The following is a 19,421-nucleotide window of genomic DNA, read 5'->3' as shown; positions in this document are numbered from 1 at the left end:
CAGCCGCCGCAGAAAGGGAGTTTCCGATGACGAACTCTCCGCCGCGTTCACCGATCACCCGACTGGGCATTCCGCCGACCCTCGCCTGGGGCTATCTCGGGCTGCTGCTCTTCATGATCGGAGACGGGGTCGAGTCCGGGTACCTCTCGCCGTACCTCCTGGACCAGCACCTCTCCGAGTCCCGGGTGGCCCTGCTGTTCACCGTCTACGGGATCGCGGCCGGCATCGCCGCGTGGCTCTCCGGGGTGCTCTCCGACCTGTGGGGTCCGCGCCGTGTGATGTGGGCCGGCCTGGGCATCTGGGGCGTCTTCCAGCTCCTCTTCCTCACCGCCGCGATCCCGCTGGGCAGCTATCCGCTGATGATGTTCGCCTACGGCCTGCGCGGGCTGGGCTATCCGCTGTTCGCGTACGGCTTCCTGGTCTGGATCGCCGGGGTGGCGCCGCGGGCCCGGCTCGGCACCGCCATGGGCTGGTTCTGGTTCGCCTTCACCGGCGGACTGCCCACCCTCGGCTCGCTCGTCGCCAGCGGCCTCATCCCGCACATCGGCGCCTACGCCACCCTGTGGGCCGCGCTCGTGCTGGTCGCCGCGGGCGGACTGATCGCCCTGCTGCTGGTCCGGGACGACCACGGCGGCAGACGGCCGCGCGGGGACGGCGCCGGTCAGGGGCCGGTGGCCACCCTCGTCGGCAGCGTCACGATCCTGTGGCGCAACCCCCGGGTCGGGGTCGGCTCGGTCGTCCGGGTCATCAACACCGCGTCCCAGTTCGGCTTCTTCGTGATCCTGCCGATCCACTTCACCCGGACCGTCGGCTTCACCCTCACCCAGTGGCTGCACCTGCTCAGCGCGATGTTCGCCACCAACATCTTCGCCAACCTGCTGTTCGGCGTGGTCGGGGACCGCTTCGGCTGGCGCCGCACCATCGCCTGGTTCGGCGGCGCCGGCTGCACGCTCAGCACCCTGCTGCTCTTCTACGTCCCGCACGCCGCCGGCGCGAACTTCTCGCTGGCCCTCCTGGTCGCCGCGTTCTACGGCGCTACGCTGGCGGGTTATGTACCGCTTTCGGCGCTTGTACCCACTCTGGAGCCGCGGCACCAGGGCCAGGCACTGGCCGCCCTGAACCTCGGCGCGGGCGCCAGCACCTTCGTCGGCCCCGCGGTCGTCGCGCTCTTCGTCGGCCCGCTCGGCGTCGAAGGGGTGGTCTGGATCTTCGCGGGGATGTACGCGGTGAGCTGGGCGCTGGCCCACTTCCTGAACCTGCCGGACGAGCCGGGCACCGCCGACGCCGCGCGGCGCGGCCCCGAGCCCGCCGCCGCCTCGGCCCCGGCATGAGAGGGACGCACTGATGTCCGTACTGACCATCGACGTCGGGACCACGGTGATCAAGTCCGTGGTCTTCGACGACCAGGGCACCGAGATCGCCGTCGCCCGCCGCGCCACCGAGGTCCTCCGCCCGCACCCGGGCTGGGCCGAGCAGGACATGGACGGTGTCTGGAGCGCGGTCGTCGACACCGTCCGCACCGTGCTGGACGGCCTGGCCGACCCGGTGTGGCTGGTGTCCTTCACCGCGCAGGGCGACGGCGCCTGGCTCGTCGACGACCGCGGCCGCCCCACCGGACCCGCGATCCTGTGGTCCGACGGCCGCGCCGGGGACCAACTCACCACCTGGCAGCAGGACGGCGTCCTGGCAGCCGCGTTCCGCCGCAACGGCTCGCTGACCTGCGCGGGCATGCCCAACGCGATCTTCAGCTGGCTCGCCGCCCACGACCCGGACCGCCTCGCCCGCTCGGCCACCTCGCTCACCGCCGCCGGCTGGCTCTTCCTCCGCTTCACCGGCGTCCGCGCCAGCGATGAGTCCGACGCCTCCGCCCCCTTCCTCGACCACGCCACCGGCACCTACGACCCGCAGATCATCGACCTGTTCGGCCTCGGCGCGTACGAGCGGCTGCTGCCCACCGTGCTGGCCGAGGACCGGCGGATCGCCGAACTCACCACCACGGCCGCGGACGAACTCGGACTGCCGGCCGGCCTCCCGGTCGTGATGGCGCCGTACGACATCGCCGCCACCGCCCGCGGGGTCGGCGTGGTCAACCCCGGCCAGGCCTGCAGCATCCTCGGCACGACCCTGTGCACCGAGATCGTCACCACCGGGATCGACACCACCGGCGAACCGTCCGGCATCCACATCGCCTACCGCGGCCGGGAGCGGGTGCTGCGCGCCTTCCCCACCCTCAACGGTGCCGAGGTCCTCGGCTGGGCGGCCCGGCTGCTCCACCTCCCCGGCCCGCCGGAACTGGCCCAGCTCGCCTTCGAGTCGCAGCCGGGGGCGCGCGGGCTGATGTTCCTGCCCTACCTGTCCCCGGCGGGCGAGCGCGCCCCGTTCCTCGACCCGGGTGCCCGCGGCTCATTCTGGGGCCTGTCCCTGGAACACACCCCCGCCGACCTGGCCCGCGCGGTCTTCGACGGGCTCTCGCTGGTCCTGCGGGACTCGCTCGCCGCCGCCCGCACCGACGTCCGAGAGCTCCGGCTGTGCGGCGGCGGCGCCAACAGCGACGCCTGGTGCGCCCTGATCGCCGACGCCACCGGGGTGCCCACCGCCCGCTCCGGCGACACCGAACTCGGCGCCAAGGGCGCCTTCCTCACCGGTCTGGTCCGCACCGGCGCCGAGACCAGCATGCACAGCGCCGCCGCCAAGTACGTCCGGATGCAACGGAGTTGGGAGCCCGAACCGGAGCGCGCGGAATTCTACGCCGCACTGTACGAGGACTTCCTCGCCTGGCGCGACCTGGCCCGCGGGGCCGGCTGGCGTGGCACCGCGGCCTGGCACGGCAGCACCACCCGCCGCGCCGAGGCCCCCGGCCGCCCCACCGAGGCCCCCGCCCGACCCGCCGGCACGCCCGACGCCGCCCCTGGAGGCACCCTTGTCTGACCCGCACCACCCCGGCCACGCCCCGGCCGCCGCTCCCGACCCCGACGGCGTCTGGCTCGGCCTCGACCTCGGCACCCAGAGCGCCCGCTGCGCCGCCGTCGACGGCACCGGACGGGTCCTCGCCACCGCCGCCCGCCCGCTGACCAGCAGGCGCGACGGCAACCGGCACGAACAGGACCCCGAGGAGTGGTGGCAGGCGCTCGCCGCGGCCTGCTGGGAGGCACTGACCGCCCTCGACCCCCGCCGGATCCGCGGCCTGGCGATCGACGGCACCTCGGGCACCATCCTGCTCGCCGACGCCCACGGCACCCCGCTCACCCCGGGGCTGATGTACGACGACGGCCGCGCCGCCGACCGGGCCACCGCCGTCAACACCGCCGGCGCCGCGGTCTGGCAGGAACTCGGCTACCGCAGCATGCAGCCCTCCTGGGCCCTGCCCGAACTCGTCGCCCTGCTGGCGGACGGTCCCGAACCACCGCCCGGCGCCCGGCTGCTGCACCAGGTCGACCTGATCACCTGGCGGCTGGCCGGCCACCAGGTCGCGAGCGACGCCAGCCACGCCCTCAAGACCGGCTACCACCTCGTCGAGGAACGCTGGCCGGACGAGGTCATGCGGCAACTCGGCGTCCCCCTCGGGCTGTTGCCGGAGGTCGTCCGCCCCGGCACGGTGCTCGGCACGGTCTGCGCCCCGGCCGCCGCGGCCACCGGCATCCCCGAAGGCACCCCGCTCGTCGCCGGTATGACCGACGGCTGCGCCGCACAGATCGGCGCCGGGGCGCTGGCACCGGGCGCCTGGAACGCGGTGCTGGGCACCACCCTCGTCCTCAAGGGCACCAGTGCGCACCTCGTCCGCGACCCGGCCGGCGTCGTCTACTGCCACCGCGGCCCGGACGACACCTGGCTGCCGGGCGGCGCCTCCAGCAGCGGCGCCGGGGCCCTCACCCGGCACTTCCCCGGCGAGGACCTCGACGCCCTCACCACCCGTGCTGCCGCCCTGGACCCGGACGCCGCGGCAGCGGTCGCCTACCCCCTGGTCTCCACCGGCGGCGAACGCTTCCCCTTCCGCGCACCGGACGCCGAACCCTTCCTCCTCGGCCACGCCGCCACCCGCGCCGAGGAGTTCCACGCCCACCTGCTCGGCGTCGCCTGCCTCGAACGGCTCTGCTTCGACTACCTCGACCACCTCGGCGCACCGGTCGACGGGCCGCTCACCCTCACCGGCGGCGGCGCCCGCAACGCCTACTGGTGCCAACTGCGCGCCGATGTCCTCGGCCGTCCGGTACGGCTGCCGGAACAGGCCGAGGCCGCCGTCGGCATGGCCGTCCTGGCCGCCACCGCCGACGGCACCCGCCTGGCGGACGCGGCCGCCGCGATGGTCCGGATCGACCGCGAGCTCCGCCCGGACCCGCTCCGCACCGCCCGCCACCTGACCGTCTACCACCGCTTCGTCGACGAACTCACCCGCCGTGGCTGGCTCGGCCGGACCGTGGCCGACCACGCCCGCAGGAGGGCCGCACCGTGACCGACTTCATCCTCGTACGCCACGGCGAAACCGTCTGGCACGCGGAGAACCGCTACGCCGGCCGCACCGACGTGCCGCTCACCGACCTCGGCCGCGAACAGGCCGCAACCCTCGCCACCTGGGCCACCACCGCCCACCTGACCGGCATCTGGAGCTCCCCGCTCTCCCGCGCCCGGCTGACCGCCGCGCCCGCCGCCGCGGCCTGCGGACTCACCCCGCACGTCGACGAACGGCTCTACGAGCTCGACTTCGGCCAGGGCGAGGGCCTGACCCGGGACGAGATGCGCACCCGCTTCCCCGACCGGGTCGCCGCCTTCCTCGCCGACCCGGTCGCGCACCACCTGCCCGACGGCGAACACCCGCGGCACGCCGCCGAACGCGCCGCCGGCTGCCTGGCCGACCTCGCCGGGGCCCACCCCGACGGCCGCATCCTGGTCGTCGCGCACTCCACCCTGCTGCGGATCCTCCTGTGCCACCTGCTGGGCATCCCGCTCGCCGACTACCGCCGGGTCTTCCCCCGGCTCCACAACGGCGCCCTCACCGAGATCCGCCACGGGCACGGCCGCACCGCGCTGCTGAGCCTCAACACCCCGGCTCTCGCCCAGGCCCCCGCCCTCCACTGACCACCTGACGTACGCCCACCGCCCGTACGCACCCGCCCGTACGCACCCGCCTCAGGAGAAGAAGACCCCATGAGCACCACCGTCCTCGCCGCCGGCAACCACTTCATCCGCCCGGGCCTGTTCGCCGAGGCCGTGCGCGCGGCCGCCGGGGACACCCCGCTGGACATCCGCGAGCTGCGCTACGACTGGCCGCACACCCCCTTCGGCCCGGTCGGAGAGGTCATCGAGGCCTCCGGCACCGAGGACGAGATGATCGAGGCACTGCGCGGCGTCGAGATCTGCGTCACCGAGCACGGCCCGCTCACCGAACGGATCCTCGCCCACTGCCCCGACCTCAAGCTGTTCTGCACCAGCCGCGGCGGCCCGGTCAACGTCAACCTCGCGGCCGCCACCCGGCACGGCGTCCCGGTCTGCCACGCCCCCGGCCGCAACGCCACCGCCACCGCCGAGCACACCCTCACCCTGATGCTGGCCGCCGCCCGCGGCGTCGGCGACACCCACACCGACCTGCGCCGCGGCGTCTGGCGGGGCGACTACTACGACTACGACCGCTGCGGCATCGAGATCGACGGCGCCACCGTCGGCCTGATCGGCTACGGCGCCATCGGCAGCCGGGTCGCCAAGGTCCTCACCGCGATGGGCGCCCACGTCCTCGTCCACGACCCCTACGTCCGCCCCGAGGCACTGGCCGGCATCGCCGAGCAGGTCACCCTCGACGAACTGCTCGGCCGCTCCCGCATCGTCTCCCTGCACGCCCGGGTCACCGACGAGACCCGCGGCATGATCGGCCGCCAGCAGATCGCCGCGATGCGCCGCGGTGCGATCCTGGTCAACTGCGCCCGCGGTGCGCTGCTCGACTACGACGCGGTGTGCGACGCCCTGGACGCCGGGCAGTTGGCCGGCGCGGCCTTCGACGTCTTCCCCGAGGAGCCGCTGCCGGCCGGCTCCCGGCTGCTGACCGCCCCCGGCGTGGTGCTCACCCCGCACATCGCGGGCGGCAGCCAGGAGGTCGCGCACAAGGCGGCCCGGATCGTCGCCGAGGAGGTCGGCCGCCACCTGCGCGGCGAGGCGCTGGTGCACTGCGCCAACCCCGAGGTTTTCCAGGGCAGTTGAGGAAGCCCCACGGCATGCGAGAAGGCCACCGCCTCAAGGGTGGTGGCCTTCTCGCGATCCTTCCCGCGCCGGGTCCGGCTCAGCGCCGCCGGACCAGCGGGAACGGCAGCGTCTCGCGGATCGACAGACCGGTCAGGAACATCACCAGCCGGTCCACGCCGATGCCCAGACCACCGGTCGGCGGCATCGCGTACTCCAGGGCCTGCAGGAAGTCCTCGTCCAGCTCCATCGCCTCCGGGTCACCGCCGGCCGCCAGCAGCGACTGCGCGGTCAGCCGCCGCCGCTGCTCGACCGGGTCGGTCAGCTCCGAGTAGGCGGTGCCCAGTTCGGTGCCGAACGCGACCAGGTCCCAGCGCTCGGCGAGCCGCGGGTCCTTGCGGTGCTGCCGGGTCAGCGGCGAGACGTCGGTGGGGAAGTCCTTGTAGAACGTGGGGAGCTGGGTCTTCTCCTCCACCAGGCGCTCGTACATCTCCAGCACGATGTCGCCGCGGCCCATCTCCGGCTTCACCGGCACCGCCGCGGCACCGCACAGCCGGCGCAGCCGGTCCACCTCGGTGTCCGCGTCGACCTCCTCGCCGAGCGCCTCGGAGATCGCGCCGTAAACGGTCTTGACCGGCCAGATCCCCGAGATGTCGTGCTCGACGAGCTTGCCGTTGGCGTCCGCCTTGCGGGCGGTGGCGCTGCCGAACGCGGCGATCGCGGCGCCCTGGATCAGCTCCCGGGTCAGGTCGAGCATCACGTCGTAGTCGGCGAACGCCTGGTACGCCTCCAGCATCGTGAACTCGGGGTTGTGCTTGTACGAGATGCCCTCGTTGCGGAACGTCCGCCCCATCTCGAAGACCTTCTCCATACCGCCCACACACAGCCGCTTCAGGTACAGCTCCGGGGCGATGCGCAGATACAGGTCGAGGTCGTAGGCGTTGATGTGGGTGTGGAACGGGCGGGCGTTGGCGCCGCCGTGGATCTGCTGGAGCATCGGCGTCTCGACCTCCAGGTAACCCCGGTCGATCAGCCCCTGGCGCAGCGCCTGCACGGCCGTGCTGCGGGCCCGTACGGTCTCCCGGGCGTCCGGCGAGACGACCAGGTCCACATAGCGCTGGCGGACCTTGGCCTCCGGGTCGGACAGTCCGCGCCGCTTGTCCGGCAGTGGCCGCAGGCACTTGGCGGTCAGCCGCCACTGCGTGAGGAACACCGTCAGCTCACCGCGGTCGCTGGCGCCGATCTCGCCCTCGGCCTCGACGTGGTCGCCCAGGTCGATGTCCGACCCGAACCGGTCCAACAGCTCCTTGCCGGTGCCGTCCCGGGTCAGCGCGATCTGCAGGTCGCCGGACCAGTCACGCAGCTCGGCGAAGAGCACACCGCCGTGGTCGCGGGTGCGCAGCACCCGGCCGGCGATGCTGACGGACTTGCCGGTCCGGGCCCCGGCCGCGAGTTCCGGGTGCTCGGCGCGGACCTCGCCCAGGGTGTGCGTGCGCACCACGCCCACCGGGTACGGGTCGGTGCCGTCCGCCCGCAGCCGCTCCAGCTTGCGGTGCCGGACCCGCACCTGCTCGGGCAGCGCGGCCAGCTCCCGCTCGTGCAGCTCCTCCTCGGTGGCCGGCGGCGCCTGCACCAGCCCGAGCTCGTCCAGCGACGGCAGACCGGCCGTGCTCGCCGGGGCCAGCATCCGCTTCTTGTGGCCCTTGCCCCACAGCTTGCCCAGGCTCGGTACGGCCACGAAGCCCTCGGCGATACCGGAGGCCAGGCCGATCCGGGCCAGCGCGCCGGCGTCCGCATAGCACAGGAACCGCGGGTACCACTCGGGGTTGTACTTGGCGTTGGAGCGGTACAGCGCCTCCAGCTGCCACCACTTGGAGAAGAACAGCAGCAGCCGGCGCCAGAACTTCAGCACCGGGCCGGCGCCGATCCGCGCGCCCTCCTCGAAGGCGGAGCGGAACACCGCGAAGTTCAGCGAGATCCGGCGCACCCCGAACGACCCGGCCTGGGCGCACAGCCGGGCCACCATGAATTCCATGACGCCGTTGGGCGCGGTGCGGTCGCGGCGCATCACGTCCAGCGAGATGCCGTCCGGGCCCCAGGGGACGAAGGACAGCAGCGCGATCATGTTGCCGTCGCCGTCGAACGCCTCGGCCAGCAGGCAGTCCCCGTCCTCCGGGTCGCCGAGCCGGTCCAGCGCCATCGAGAAGCCGCGCTCGGTCTCGGTGTCCCGCCAGGCGTCCGCCCGGTGGATGACCTCCTGCATCTCCTCGTCGGTCAGCGCGGAGTGCCGGCGCACCCGGAAGCTCGCGCCGGTCCGCTCGACGCGGTTGACGGCCTGGCGGGTCACCCGCATCTCCCGGCCGTCCAGGTCGAAGTCCTTCACGTGCAGGATCGCCTCGTCGCCGAGCTGGAGCGCGCCCAGCCCGCTGCGGGCGAACGCCTTGGCGCCGCTCTCGCTCGCACCCATCACGGCCGGCTGCCAGCCGTACCGTCCGGCGACCTCCAGCCACGCCTCGATCGCCTGCGTCCACGCCTCCCGGTCGCCGACCGGGTCACCGCTGGCCAGGCAGACGCCGGCCTCGACGCGGTAGGTGACGGCGGCCTTGCCGCTGGGGGAGAAGACCACGGCCTTGTCGCGTCGGGTGGCGAAGTAGCCGAGCGAGTCCTGGCTGCCGTAACGGTCCAGCAGCGCCCGGATCCGGGCCTCCTCGTCACCGTGCAGCGCGGCCTCCATGCGCTGCGAACGGAACAGCGTCAGGGCCGCGTTCAGCAGCGCCAGCGCACCCAGCAGGCCGAGGACGGTGCTGGTCCAGTGCGGCGGATGGCCCTCGACCAGCCGGCCGCCGACCAGCCCGCCGCAGACCCGATTCGCCGCCCACAGCAGGCGGTTGCCGCCGCCGGCCTCCAGGGTGCCGGGCGCCAGCGTCACCAGACCCCAGCCGATCAGCACCGCCACCACGAGCCCGCCGATCAGCACCCCGATGGCGCGCAGGAACGCACCGCGCCGGGTGATCGCGTAGAACTCGCGGTGCGAGACCAGCAGCAGCACCAGCGCACCGGCGCACAGCACCAGCGAGAAGGCGAACTCCCAGTAGCCGGCGGCCAGGAACAGGGCGTCGGCCAGGGTGACCAGCACCATGTAGGCGACGACGAACCACAGTGCCACGCGTTTGCGCGCGGTCATCGCCGCGGCCAGCAGGAAGAGGAACACCGCGTAGGCGAAGTTGGGCTGCACCGGGATGGTGAGCGTGTCGAGCCAGTAGATCACCGGATGGAGTCCGCGCCGGAGGGGCCTGATCAGCGCCGTCAGGGCGCAGAAGAGCCCCAGCACGCTGAAGATGATGGCGAAGCCGTTCGGGACGCGGCGCCGGAAGCGCCGCCACCCCGTGAGTTGATCCTGGTCCTGCACGGTGCTCATTCCGTCACACTAGGCTCTGAAAGGGGTCAGCTGCTCGACGCGAGGGTGCGGTTCCCCGCCCACCGGCCACGGGCTCGGCATTCCAGTCTCCGATCCCGATGGTCGTATCGTCTTTCCCTCGTACGGAGGATGCGGTGACTGTACTGGGTTCACCCACCCGGACCTTGCCACAATCCCGCTCCGTAGCCGAGTCGGTGCATGTCCGGCCGATCGTGAAGTTCAGGTGAGGGTCCTGCGCGACGTGACGGCCGCCGCCGGGGCCCGCCCCGTCCGGCGCGACCGCCGGTGCGTCGAGCCGGGGCGCCGTCGCGGTCGTCAGTGACTCCTTGGCCGCGCCGAGGCCGCCCCGGCCGTCCTTCGTCCGGGCGAGGACGGAGTACCGGGTGTCCGGCGCGGCCGGCGCGCGGGCGGTCCATACGGTTCCGCCGCCGCCGAGACCGCCGGGCAGCCGCCGCCCCCGGGGATCGGAGACCGTCACCTCGGTCAGCACCCCGCCCTGTGCGGTCACCCGTAGCCGGTCGCCGGCCTGGACGGTGCGGGTCCCGTTCGCCGCGCCCAGCGTCACCCGCACCGCAGCGCCCTGGGCGCCCGGCGCCGGGCCGCCGCATGCGGTGAGCGTGCCCGCGCCGACCACCCCGGCCAGGGCGAGCGCGGTGCGCCGGGGCCTGCGGCGGGGGGAGGGGCGAAGGGGCATGGGGGTCCGTCTGGGGTGAGGGAGGGCGGAGATGTCGGCCGCTAAGACGGGCAACGCCGCGACTCCGTTGCGGGGAGTGAGGTGATCCACGTCACGGCGGCCGGGCCTCCCCCTGCCCGGTGACCCGTAGTGAACACCCGGATGGAGCATCGGGCCGCGAACCGGACATACCCCGAAATACGCCAAACTGGCCACCCCTTGCCGTCCGTTCGGGCGGCGGTTGAGGAGGTGTGCGTCCATGGCGATTTCCATCTCGGTCGTGCTGCTGCTGCTGACCCTGACCGTGATCTTCCTGCGCAGCGGAAAGCTCAAGTTCTCGCACGCCCTCGTGTGCGCCCTGCTCGGCTTCTACCTCGCGAACAGCAGCCTGGCCCCGGACATCCACCAGGGGCTGGCCGGCGCCGCCGACGTGGTGAGCAGCGTGCGCCCGTGACCCTGGCGGCCTACCGGAACCTCGCGGTCGCCACCCTCGGCTTCACGATCACCTTCTGGGCCTGGAACCTCATCGCCCCGCTCGGCAACACCTTCAGGAGCAGCCTCGACCTGACCCACGTCCAGGTGTCGGCCCTGGTGGCGATGCCGGTGCTGGTCGGCTCCCTGGGCGGGGTCCCGGTCGGCGCGCTCACCGACCGCTATGGCGCCCGGGTGATGTTCCCGCTGGTCTCGACGCTGACCATCGTGCCCGTGCTGCTGCTGATCCCCGCCAAGCACTCCTACGCCGCCCTGCTCGGCACCGGCTTCCTGCTCGGCCTGGGCGGCACCACCGTCGCCATCGGCATCCCGCTCGTCAACGCCTGGTTCCCGCCCCGCAAACGGGGGCTGGCCCTGGGGATCTTCGGGATGGGCATGGGCGGCATCGCCCTTTCCGGCTATCTGACCCCCCGCATCCACCGCTGCGACGAGAACCTGCCCTACCTCGTCGTCGCCGTGGGGCTCGCCCTCTTCGCCGTCGTCGGCGCCCTGATGATCAACGACCACCCGGGCCGGCCGGTGCCCGAGGCCTCGCTCGCCACCCGGCTGGGCCGGGCCGGCCGGCTGCGCACCACCTGGGAGCTGGCCGCGCTGTACGCGATCGGCTTCGGCGGCATCGTCGCGTTCGGCGTCTACCTCCCGACGTACCTGCAGACCTGGTACCACCTCGACGCCGCCGACGCGGGCGCCAAGGCGGCCGGCTTCGCACTGGTCACGGTGGCCTTCCGGCCGGTCGGCGGCTGGTGCGCGGACCGGGTGCACCCGGCCGTCGTCACCGCCTGGGCGCTCGGCACGGTCGCCGTGCTCGCCGTCGTCCAGGCCTTCGACCCGCCGCTGGACCCGGTCGGCACCGTCGGCTTCCTCGTCATGGCGGCCGGCCTCGGCGCGGCCGGCGGCTCGGTCTTCGCCCTGGTCTCCCGGGTGACACCACAGCCCAGGGTCGGCGCCGTCACCGGCATCGTCAGTGCCGCCGGCGGTCTCGGCGGCTTCGTCCCGCCGCTGGTCATGGGCGCCGTCTACAGCGCCAAGGGCAGCTACTCGATCGGTTTCCTGCTGCTCTCCGACCTGGCGCTGGCCGGCTGCGTGTACGCCGTCGGCCGCATGCGCACCGCGGGAGCCGGGCGCGCCGGGACGACGTGACCGCCGGCCGGGGCTGAGCAGTTTCCGGCCCGCTCCGATCCGTACCTGTGGGCCGGAGCACGGTTGAGGTTGCCCTTGGGCCAGGGCGGAAGCTCGGCGCAGCGGCACGACGCCGACCCGGACACCGCGGATTTGAAGGAGCAACATGGGCGATCCTGCCCCTGGCCGGAAAGGGTGATGGAGCTGCGGGTGAACGACGAGCACGGCGAGTGGGCCGGCAGCGCCGGGGCGCGCGAGCCGGGCCGGAGCGCCGAGCCGCTGACCGACGCCGGGCAGTTCACCGCCGCCCTTGCCGACGTCGGGCGGCGGCTGACCGAGCGGATCGCGGACCTGGCCGCGCGCCGTGACACGCTGCACCGGCTCGCCGACGGCGACCGGGCCCTGCTGCCCGACCGCGCCTGCGCGATTCTGGACCGGATGGCCGGCCTCGGCCTCGGTCCCGACTACGTGGCCGCGCAACGCGAGGCCCTGGTGCTGGCCCGGGCACTGGTGCCGGAGGGCTTCGACGGCTTCCTGACCAGCTTGAACACGGGCTCGACGACCCCGGGTGCATCGAGCTGACCCAGCGCGGCCGGGAGGCCGGGACCTGGGAACCGGACGACCCGAGGATCGACGAGCTCGCGACCGCCGTGGCCGACCACTTCCTCGCCACCCCACCCTGCTGGGAAATCCCACCAGCGTGCAGGCCTGGACCAAAGCTTCCGCCCAGTACCGGCTGATCAACAATCACCGCGGGGACCAGGCGCCGATCTCGGCCCGGCTGACCGCGCTCACCGAGACCACGCTGCGCTCCGCAGGCGGGACGGTCCCGCGCCGATGAGGGGCGGCACTCACCCGAAGGAGAAGATCCCCACGCCGTTCGCCACCGGGCGCTCCGCCCCGCCCGACGGATGGTTGCGCACCACGACCCCGTCGCCGGTGCCGTCGTCGGTCACCAGCGTCGAGGACCCACCGCCATCCAGGTTCATCGCCTCCTCGGACCCCAACTCGGCCATGAGGAAGCCAAGTTCACTCACCGTCAGGCCGGTCTGACCGCGTGCGCCGTCCAGCGCCAGCAGATACAGCACCCGCCCGCCGGGTGCGATCCCCGCGGCGGTCCGCACCGCCACCGCGCCGGTGTCCAGCCCGGCCACCGGCCGGCCGTCCCGGACGATCGGGAAACCGCCCACCGCGAACCGCAGCGGCACCGGCCCCTCGCCGGCCAGCCGGTAGCCCACCCGCAGCGGCTCCCCGAGGTGCAGCTTGCGCAACTGCCGCGCGCCCTCCTCCCGGCCGACCAGCACCACGCTCCCCGCGGCCACCCCGCCGGCGCCCGGCGTGTCCTCGATCGCCGTCACCCGGCCGTACCGGACCGTCACCTCCGCGGTGTCCGTGCTGCACGGCGCCGCCCGTTCGGTGTCCGTCCCGCAGACGGCCCGCTCCCGGGACGCCGGCCCCCACTGCGGGGTGTACGCGCCGATGCCGTCCACCGGCAGCGCGTACTGGTTGAGCCCGCGCAGCGGCAGCCCGCCCTCGGGGGTCAGTGCCACGCCGTGCAGGGTGAGCCGGTCCAGCCGCGCCCGGCGGTCGTAGCCCACGCCGAGGACGTCCTCGGTACTGGCGCCCGGCGGCAGTACGGGACCGAAGCGCTGCCCGTCGGGGACCGCCGCCTTCAGCTGGCGGCCGGAGACCACGGCCGGGCCGTCCGGGGCGCCGGTGGCCGCCACGCCCGGGTGCTGGGTCTCGGTGATGTGGAAGAAGTCCCCGTTGACGGCCGCCACCGCGCCCCGCGCCGCGGCCAGCCGGGACACCGGCGCCCGGGCCCCGACCACGCCCGGGTACAGCAGGTCCACCGAAACCCGCGGATCGCCCAGATCGACCGTCAGCAGATGCCCGTGCACCACCCCGCGCGGCAGCGTCATCCGGAACTCGCCGTACGCCACACCGGGCGCCACCGGCAGGGCATCGGAGCGGCTCAGGGTGGTGCCCGCCGCGGTGGCCGGGGCCCCGCCCGCCATCCCACCGCCGGCCAGCAGGCCCGACACCACCAGCACCGTCAGTACCGCGCGAACCCGACCGAATCGCTGCTTCACGATTGCCCCTGACGTCACGTCAACTGTACCGGGTACCGGAGACGTTCACCGCGCCACGTGCGCACGGCACGCCCCACTATGGACCGCTCACTATGACCTGGAAATGTCATGAATCGGTACACCCGCGGAACGGCCGTCGTGTCGCCGGGTCATCTTCTGTGCCGCCAGGAGGCCTCGGTGACCAGTTGCAGATAGCGCGCCCAGTCCCAGTACTCGCCCGGGTCGGTGTGGTCGGAGCCGGGAACCTCGACGTGGCCGATGATGTGCTCGCGGTCCTTGGGGATCCCGTAGCGGTCGCAGACGGCGGCGGTGAGCCGGGCGGAGTGTTCGTAGACGGTGTCGGTGAACCACGTCGGGTCGTCGATCCAGCCCTCGTGCTCGATGCCGATGCTGCGGGTGTTGTAGTCCCAATTGCCGGCGTGCCAGGCGACGTTGCGCTCGCTGACGCACTGGGCGAGGTGGCCGTCGAAGGAGCGGACGACGTAGTGGGCGGCGGCCTTGTGCGCGGGGTTCTGGAACAGCCGGAGGGTGTCCTCGTAGGTCTCCTGCGTCACGTGGATCACGACCATCTCGATCGGGTACTGGTCCGGGCGGCGCGCGGTGGTGAAGTTGGACGGGCTGGCCGGGATCCATTCGACCGGGGGATAGCCGTTGCCGCCGTGCGGTGTACGGGGGCGGGGGCCGGCCAGGGCGGCGGACGTGGTGACCGGGGCGAGTGCGGCGGCCGCGGCGAGTGCGGCCGCGCCGGAGAGCAGATGCCGGCGGGCGGGGCGGGGGTGGCGGGGCTCCATGTGAACTCCTGACAAGACCGAGGGTGGTCGCGTACATGTCACGCACATGCGATGCGTTCATCATGCGCAACCGGGCAGGTCCTGCCAAGGGCATGGCCGGGCCGCCAATGGCTCGACCAAAGGCGGCAACGGCGCAGGTCACGAGCCGGGACGCACCTGATCGGCCGTCACCCGGGTGCCGCGCCCGGGCCCCTGAAGGGGCGGACCCGGACGCGGCACGGACGGCGGTGCGCCGCCGGTTCAGTGACCGATCTCGACGTCCTCCAGCACCCCCAGCGCGTCCGGCACCAGCACGGCCGCCGAGAAGTACGCGCTGACCAGGTAGTTGATGACGGCCTGGTCGTTGATGCCCATGAAGCGGACGGACAGGCCGGGCCGGTACTCGTCCGGGATGCCGGTCTGGTGCAGCCCGATCACCCCCTGGTTCTCCTCGCCGACCCGCAGGGCCAGGATCGAGCTGGTCTGGTCCGGGGTGATCGGGATCTTGTTGCAGGGCAGCAGCGGAATGCCCCGCCAGGCCCGCACCTCCCCGCCCTCGAACGGGACGGTGCAGGGGTAGATCCCCCGGGCGTTCCACTCCCGCCCGATGGCGGCGATGGTGCGCGGATGGGCCAGCAGGAACTGCGTCTTGCGGCGCCGCGAGATCAGCTCGTCGAGGTCGTCGGGGGTGGGCGCTCCGCTGCGGGTGTGGATGCGCTGCTTGAGGTCGGCGTTGTGCAGCAGCCCGAACTCGGGGTTGTTGATCATCTCGTGTTCCTGGCGCTCGCGCAGCGCCTCCACGGTCAGCCGCAGCTGCTGGTCCAGCTGGTTCATCGGCCCGTTGTAGAGGTCGGCGACCCGCGAGTGCACCTTCAACACCGTTTGCGCCACGCCGAGTTCGTACTCCCGCGGCGTCAGTTCGTAGTCCGCGAAGGTGCCCGGCAGCACCGGCTCGCCGACATGGCCGGCGGCCAGCTCGATGGCCGCCTCACCGTGCTTGTTCTGCGCGGGCGCCAGTGCGGTACGGAACGCCTCGATGTGCGCCCGCAGGGAATCGGAATCGCCCAGCACCGCCTCGAAGTCGCTGCGGTAGAGGGTCAGTGCGGTCACCCGGGTCACCGCACGCACGGAGTGCTCCCACTCCGCGTCCGCGGACAGCAGCGCCGCCGCGCCGATGGCATCGCCGTCGGCCAGCGTGCCCAGGGACGTCTCGTCGCCGTACTTGCCGGCGCCGAGCCGGTCCAGCTTGCCGTGCGCGATCAGGATGACCCGGTCGGTCGGGCCACCCCTGCGGGCCAGCACATCGCCGGGGGCGAACTCCCGCTGTACGAAGCGGCCGGCCAGCGTCTCCAGGGTCGGGGCGTGGTCATAGCCGCGCAGCGGCGCCAGTTCGCGCAGCTCGGCCGGGATCACCCGGACGTCGGTGCCGGTCGAGACGAACTCGATCCGCCCGTCGCCGAGGGTGTGCGTCAGCCGGCGGTTGACGCGGTAGGTACCGCCGGAGACCTCGGTCCACGGCAGGATGCGCAGCAGCCAGCGGGAGGAGATCCCCTGCATCTGCGGCACGGTCTTGGTCGTGGTCGCCAGATTGCGGGCTGCGGCGGTGCCCAGGCTGGACGGATTCTGCTCGACCTCAAAGGGCTGCGGGCCGGACGTCGGGTCCACCGATGTGGTCATGGAAGAAGCTCACCTGTTCTGTCGGTGCTGCGCTGTGCCGGTGCTACCGGGTGCGTGCGGATACCTGCGGATGCGCGTGCGGTCGTGCTTTTCCTGCGGCGGCCGGTCAGTGGCCGATCTGCACGTCGTCCAGCACGCCCAGCGCATCGGGCACGAGAATGGCCGCGGAATAGTAGGCGCTGACCAGATACTTGAGGACCGCCCGGTCGTCGATGCCCATATAACGCACCGACAGCCCCGGCTCGTATTCATCCGGAATTCCGGTCTGCTGCAGACCGACCACGCCCTGCTTTTCCTCACCGGTGCGCAGCAGCAGAATCGAGCTGGTGCGTTCCTTGGTGACCGGAATCTTGTTGCACGGGAAGATCGGCACCCCGCGCCAGGACGGCAGCGAATGCCCCATGAAATCCACCGCGGTCGGATACAGCCCGCGGGCACTGCACTCGCGGCCGAAGGCGGCGATGGCCTGCGGATGGGCGAGCAGGAAGCCCGGGTCCTTCCAGACCGTCGCGAGCAGCTCGTCGAGGTCGTCGGGGGTGGGCGGTCCGGTGCGGGTGTGGATGCGCTGCTTGAGGTCGGCGTTGTGCAGCAGCCCGAACTCACGGTTGTTGATCATCTCGTGTTCCTGGCGCTCGCGCAGCGCCTGGATCGTGAGCTTCAGCTGCTCCTCGACCTGGTTCATCGGGTCGCTGTAGAGGTCGCCGACCCGGCTGTGCGTGCGCAGCACCGTCTGGGCCACGCTGAGTTCGTACTCCCGCGGCGCCGCGTCGTAGTCGACGAAGGTGCCGGGCAGGGCCGGCTCGCCCTGGTGCCCGGACGCCACGGCGACCGCCGATTCGCCGCTGTCGTTCGCCGGCCGGGAGGCGGACCGGTCGGCCGTCGCCAGGTGCTCGCGCAGCCCGGGGGAGCGGTCGATCACCTCCTGGCCCGCCTGGCGCGGCAGTGCCATGACCGTCACCCGGGTCACGGCCCGGTAGCTGAACTCCCAGGTCCCTTCCTCGGCTTCGAGCGGACCGGTGCCGAAGTGGTCACCCCCCGCCAGCGCTTCCAGCACCGTCGCGTCGCCGTATTTGCCGGTGCCGATGCGGTCCACCCGGCCGTGCGCGATCAGGACCAGCCGGTCGTCCGGCGTGCCGGCCTCGGCGATCAGCTCGCCGGGCGCGTACTCGGTCTGCGTGAACCGCTCGCCGAGCGCCGCCAGCACCTCCTGGTCGGTGAAGTCCCGCAGGGCGGGCAGTTCGCGCAGTTCCTCCGGGATGACCGAGACGTCGCCGCCGTTGATGTCGAAGTCGATGCGCCCGTCGCCGACGGTGTAGGTCAGCCGGCGGTTCACCCGGTAAGTGCCGCCCGACACCTGCACCCAGGGCAACAACCGCAGCAGCCAGCGGGAAGTGATTCCCTGCATCTGCGGAGCGGTTTTGGTGGTGGTCGCCAAATTCCGTGCGGCGGTGGTACTCAGACTGGAATTCTGGGATTCTTCCGCACTGCTGGGATGCGATTCGTCGGCAATCGTCACAAGGCCACCTGTCTCATGGGAGGTTGCGATGCGGGACTGCCCAGGAGGCGATGCGCAGCGGTTTCTCGGCAGCCCGCCGATCCGACGGTAGTCGTGCGCTTTTTATCGGCACAATCGCTCGATGGGGTGGCATGGAAATCTCTTTCCATGGAAAGGTTTAGCGGGTTCTGACCGGGGGAGAGTCAGCCGGGGCGCAGGAACAAAAGGGGGTCGTCCAGGACCGCCCGCAACGCCGCGTGCGCCGCCCCCAGCAGCGGCCCGTCCGCCCCCAGTCGCGACACCGTCACGGCCGGCCCGCCGGCCCGCGCCGGATCTGCCGCCACGGCCGTCCGCAGCGTCAGTTCCCGTTCCAGCGACGGCAGGACCCAGGGCGCGAGCCCGGCCAGCGCACCACCCAGGACGACCGCCCGCGGGTCGAGCAGGTTCACCGCTCCGGCGAGCGCGATGCCGAGCGCCGTCCCCGCCTCCGCCAGGGCCCGTACGGTGGCCGGGTCGCCGTCGGCCGCGCGGCGGGCGAGCAGCGCGATCCGGGCCCCCGGCCCCGCCGCCCCGGCCGCCGCCTGCCCGGCCGTCGCCCCGCTCGCCCGCAGCACGGCCTCTTCCCCCGCGTACTGCTCCAGGCACCCGCGGCCGCCGCAGTCGCACCGGCGGCCGTCCGGATACACCGGCACATGGCCCAGCTCACCGGCGAACCCCCGTGCGCCACGCAGCAGTTGGCCGTCCACCACGACCGCCGCGCCGATCCCGGCCTCGGCCGAGACATGGACGAAGTCCGGCGGCGGTCCCGGGCGCCCGCCGTCCGCACCGGCCGGCCGCAGTTCGGCCAGCGCCCCCAGATTCGCCTCGTTCTCCACGGTCAGCGGCACGGCCGGGGAGCTCGCCGGGGCCGTCACCGGGACCAGGCCCGGCGCCAGATCCGCCGCCCGCCAGCCGAGGTTGGGCGCGTGCACCACGGTCGTCCCGCCGCGGGCCACCAGCCCGGGCACCGCCACCGCGAGCCCGGCGGGCCGCAGCCCCTGTGCGGCGATCCGCCCGGTCACCTCCGCGAGCAGCGCCACGAGCCGCTCCAGTACGGGCCCGGGCGCGCTGTTCCGGTTCGCCGCGCCGACCGCCGCCCGGGCGCGTATCCGGCCGCGCAGATCGATCGCGCACACCGCGAGGTGATCCACGCCTATCTCCGCCCCGAGCCCGGCCGGACCGCGGTCGCTGACCACCAGTTCGCTCCCCGGCCGGCCCCGGCCGCGGGGCGCCGCCGGCCCCGACTCGGCCAGCAGCCCGGCCCGCAGCAGCTCGTCCACCAGCGGCGCCACGCCCGCCCGGGTCAGCCCGATCCGCGCCGCCACCGCCGGCCGCGACAGCGGCCCGTGCGCCGCCACGGCCTGCAGCACCCGGGCGAGGTTGCGCCGCCGGATGCCGGCCTGGGTGTCGTTGCCGGGCGGGGTCACGGGTCTCCTTGGAGGCAGGTGTCGGGCCGAGCCTCCCCGGGCTGAGGGAGGTG

The 19,421-nt window shown here is 73.2% G+C and carries 16 protein-coding genes; 9 read left to right on the top strand and 7 right to left on the bottom strand.

The genetic code is table 11. The features are described from left to right. The first annotated feature begins 26 nt into the window (after positions 1 to 26). The 5 genes from ACGF4C_RS18355 (at position 27) to ACGF4C_RS18335 (ending at position 6,186) form a co-directional block, all read left to right on the top strand. Entirely contained in the window at positions 27 to 1,331 is a 1,305-nt protein-coding gene (locus ACGF4C_RS18355; RefSeq protein ID WP_393567408.1) for an MFS transporter, read from the top strand. A gap of 13 nt (positions 1,332 to 1,344) precedes the next feature. Beyond that, positions 1,345 to 2,928: an FGGY family carbohydrate kinase gene (locus tag ACGF4C_RS18350; RefSeq protein WP_393567407.1), complete on the top strand. Its 1,584-nt coding sequence runs from the start codon at positions 1,345 to 1,347 to the stop codon at positions 2,926 to 2,928. After that, positions 2,921 to 4,450: an FGGY-family carbohydrate kinase gene (locus tag ACGF4C_RS18345; RefSeq protein ID WP_393567406.1), complete on the top strand. Its 1,530-nt coding sequence runs from the start codon at positions 2,921 to 2,923 to the stop codon at positions 4,448 to 4,450. Before ACGF4C_RS18350 ends, ACGF4C_RS18345 begins: the two co-directional genes overlap by 8 nt. Further along, positions 4,447 to 5,073 (top strand): histidine phosphatase family protein, encoded by a 627-nt coding sequence (locus ACGF4C_RS18340; RefSeq protein WP_393567404.1) that lies wholly within the window; start codon positions 4,447 to 4,449, stop codon positions 5,071 to 5,073. Before ACGF4C_RS18345 ends, ACGF4C_RS18340 begins: the two co-directional genes overlap by 4 nt. Before the next feature lie 69 nt (positions 5,074 to 5,142). Beyond that, positions 5,143 to 6,186 (top strand): 2-hydroxyacid dehydrogenase, encoded by a 1,044-nt coding sequence (locus tag ACGF4C_RS18335; protein ID WP_393567403.1) that lies wholly within the window; start codon positions 5,143 to 5,145, stop codon positions 6,184 to 6,186. Positions 6,187 to 6,265: 79 nt separating this feature from the next. Here the strand turns inward: ACGF4C_RS18335 and lysX are convergent, their stop codons facing one another. Both lysX and ACGF4C_RS18325 read right to left on the bottom strand, forming a co-directional pair. Continuing rightward, positions 6,266 to 9,583, bottom strand: a complete 3,318-nt coding sequence (gene lysX, locus ACGF4C_RS18330) for a bifunctional lysylphosphatidylglycerol synthetase/lysine--tRNA ligase LysX (protein WP_393567402.1) — start codon at positions 9,581 to 9,583, stop codon at positions 6,266 to 6,268. A gap of 4 nt (positions 9,584 to 9,587) precedes the next feature. Then, the gene (locus tag ACGF4C_RS18325; RefSeq protein ID WP_393567400.1) at positions 9,588 to 10,277 is read right to left on the bottom strand and encodes an Ig-like domain-containing protein; all 690 of its coding nucleotides are present in this window, start codon (positions 10,275 to 10,277) and stop codon (positions 9,588 to 9,590) included. Positions 10,278 to 10,515: 238 nt separating this feature from the next. Here ACGF4C_RS18325 and ACGF4C_RS18320 point away from each other — a divergent pair, with 238 nt between their 5' ends. From ACGF4C_RS18320 to ACGF4C_RS18305, 4 genes are all read left to right on the top strand, one after another. Continuing rightward, positions 10,516 to 10,710, top strand: a complete 195-nt coding sequence (locus ACGF4C_RS18320) for a hypothetical protein (protein WP_030412106.1) — start codon at positions 10,516 to 10,518, stop codon at positions 10,708 to 10,710. Continuing rightward, positions 10,707 to 11,888: a nitrate/nitrite transporter gene (locus tag ACGF4C_RS18315; RefSeq protein WP_393567398.1), complete on the top strand. Its 1,182-nt coding sequence runs from the start codon at positions 10,707 to 10,709 to the stop codon at positions 11,886 to 11,888. The genes ACGF4C_RS18320 and ACGF4C_RS18315 overlap by 4 nt, the downstream gene beginning before the upstream one ends. 189 nt (positions 11,889 to 12,077) lie before the next feature. Further along, entirely contained in the window at positions 12,078 to 12,449 is a 372-nt protein-coding gene (locus ACGF4C_RS18310) for a hypothetical protein (protein ID WP_393567396.1), read from the top strand. Positions 12,450 to 12,567: 118 nt separating this feature from the next. After that, positions 12,568 to 12,708, top strand: coding sequence for a hypothetical protein (locus tag ACGF4C_RS18305; RefSeq protein WP_393567394.1), 141 nt, complete (start codon positions 12,568 to 12,570; stop codon positions 12,706 to 12,708). A gap of 10 nt (positions 12,709 to 12,718) precedes the next feature. Here the strand turns inward: ACGF4C_RS18305 and ACGF4C_RS18300 are convergent, their stop codons facing one another. The 5 genes from ACGF4C_RS18300 to ACGF4C_RS18280 form a co-directional block, all read right to left on the bottom strand. Next, on the bottom strand, positions 12,719 to 13,960 hold the full coding sequence (locus tag ACGF4C_RS18300) for a phosphodiester glycosidase family protein (protein WP_393567392.1): 1,242 nt from the start codon (positions 13,958 to 13,960) through the stop codon (positions 12,719 to 12,721). A 149-nt stretch (positions 13,961 to 14,109) separates the two neighbouring features. Continuing rightward, complete coding sequence (locus ACGF4C_RS18295) at positions 14,110 to 14,751, bottom strand: N-acetylmuramoyl-L-alanine amidase (protein ID WP_393567390.1); 642 nt, start codon at positions 14,749 to 14,751, stop codon at positions 14,110 to 14,112. A gap of 240 nt (positions 14,752 to 14,991) precedes the next feature. After that, on the bottom strand, positions 14,992 to 16,407 hold the full coding sequence (locus ACGF4C_RS18290; protein ID WP_393567388.1) for a family 2B encapsulin nanocompartment shell protein: 1,416 nt from the start codon (positions 16,405 to 16,407) through the stop codon (positions 14,992 to 14,994). Between the two features lie 106 nt (positions 16,408 to 16,513). Next, the gene (locus tag ACGF4C_RS18285; RefSeq protein WP_393567386.1) at positions 16,514 to 17,923 is read right to left on the bottom strand and encodes a family 2B encapsulin nanocompartment shell protein; all 1,410 of its coding nucleotides are present in this window, start codon (positions 17,921 to 17,923) and stop codon (positions 16,514 to 16,516) included. A gap of 182 nt (positions 17,924 to 18,105) precedes the next feature. After that, positions 18,106 to 19,368 carry an ROK family protein gene (locus ACGF4C_RS18280; RefSeq protein WP_393567384.1) on the bottom strand — a complete coding sequence of 421 codons (1,263 nt, stop codon included), beginning with the start codon at positions 19,366 to 19,368 and terminating at the stop codon, positions 18,106 to 18,108. Positions 19,369 to 19,421: the final 53 nt, after the last annotated feature.

It is taken from the genome of Streptomyces sp. NPDC048197 (genome assembly GCF_043202395.1).
GTDB lineage: Bacteria > Actinomycetota > Actinomycetes > Streptomycetales > Streptomycetaceae > Streptomyces > Streptomyces siderophoricus.
The sequence above is the reverse complement of the archived record's forward strand: the minus strand, read 5'-3'. Positions and strand labels throughout refer to the sequence as shown.

Coding starts and splice junctions, on each gene's coding strand:
- ACGF4C_RS18355 (WP_393567408.1), top strand. CDS start 27: ATGACGAACTCTCCGCCGCGTTCACCGATCACCCGACTGGGCATTCCG.
- ACGF4C_RS18350 (WP_393567407.1), top strand. CDS start 1,345: ATGTCCGTACTGACCATCGACGTCGGGACCACGGTGATCAAGTCCGTG.
- ACGF4C_RS18335 (WP_393567403.1), top strand. CDS start 5,143: ATGAGCACCACCGTCCTCGCCGCCGGCAACCACTTCATCCGCCCGGGC.
- lysX (WP_393567402.1), bottom strand. CDS start 9,583: ATGAGCACCGTGCAGGACCAGGATCAACTCACGGGGTGGCGGCGCTTC.
- ACGF4C_RS18325 (WP_393567400.1), bottom strand. CDS start 10,277: ATGCCCCTTCGCCCCTCCCCCCGCCGCAGGCCCCGGCGCACCGCGCTC.
- ACGF4C_RS18320 (WP_030412106.1), top strand. CDS start 10,516: ATGGCGATTTCCATCTCGGTCGTGCTGCTGCTGCTGACCCTGACCGTG.
- ACGF4C_RS18295 (WP_393567390.1), bottom strand. CDS start 14,751: ATGGAGCCCCGCCACCCCCGCCCCGCCCGCCGGCATCTGCTCTCCGGC.
- ACGF4C_RS18290 (WP_393567388.1), bottom strand. CDS start 16,407: ATGACCACATCGGTGGACCCGACGTCCGGCCCGCAGCCCTTTGAGGTC.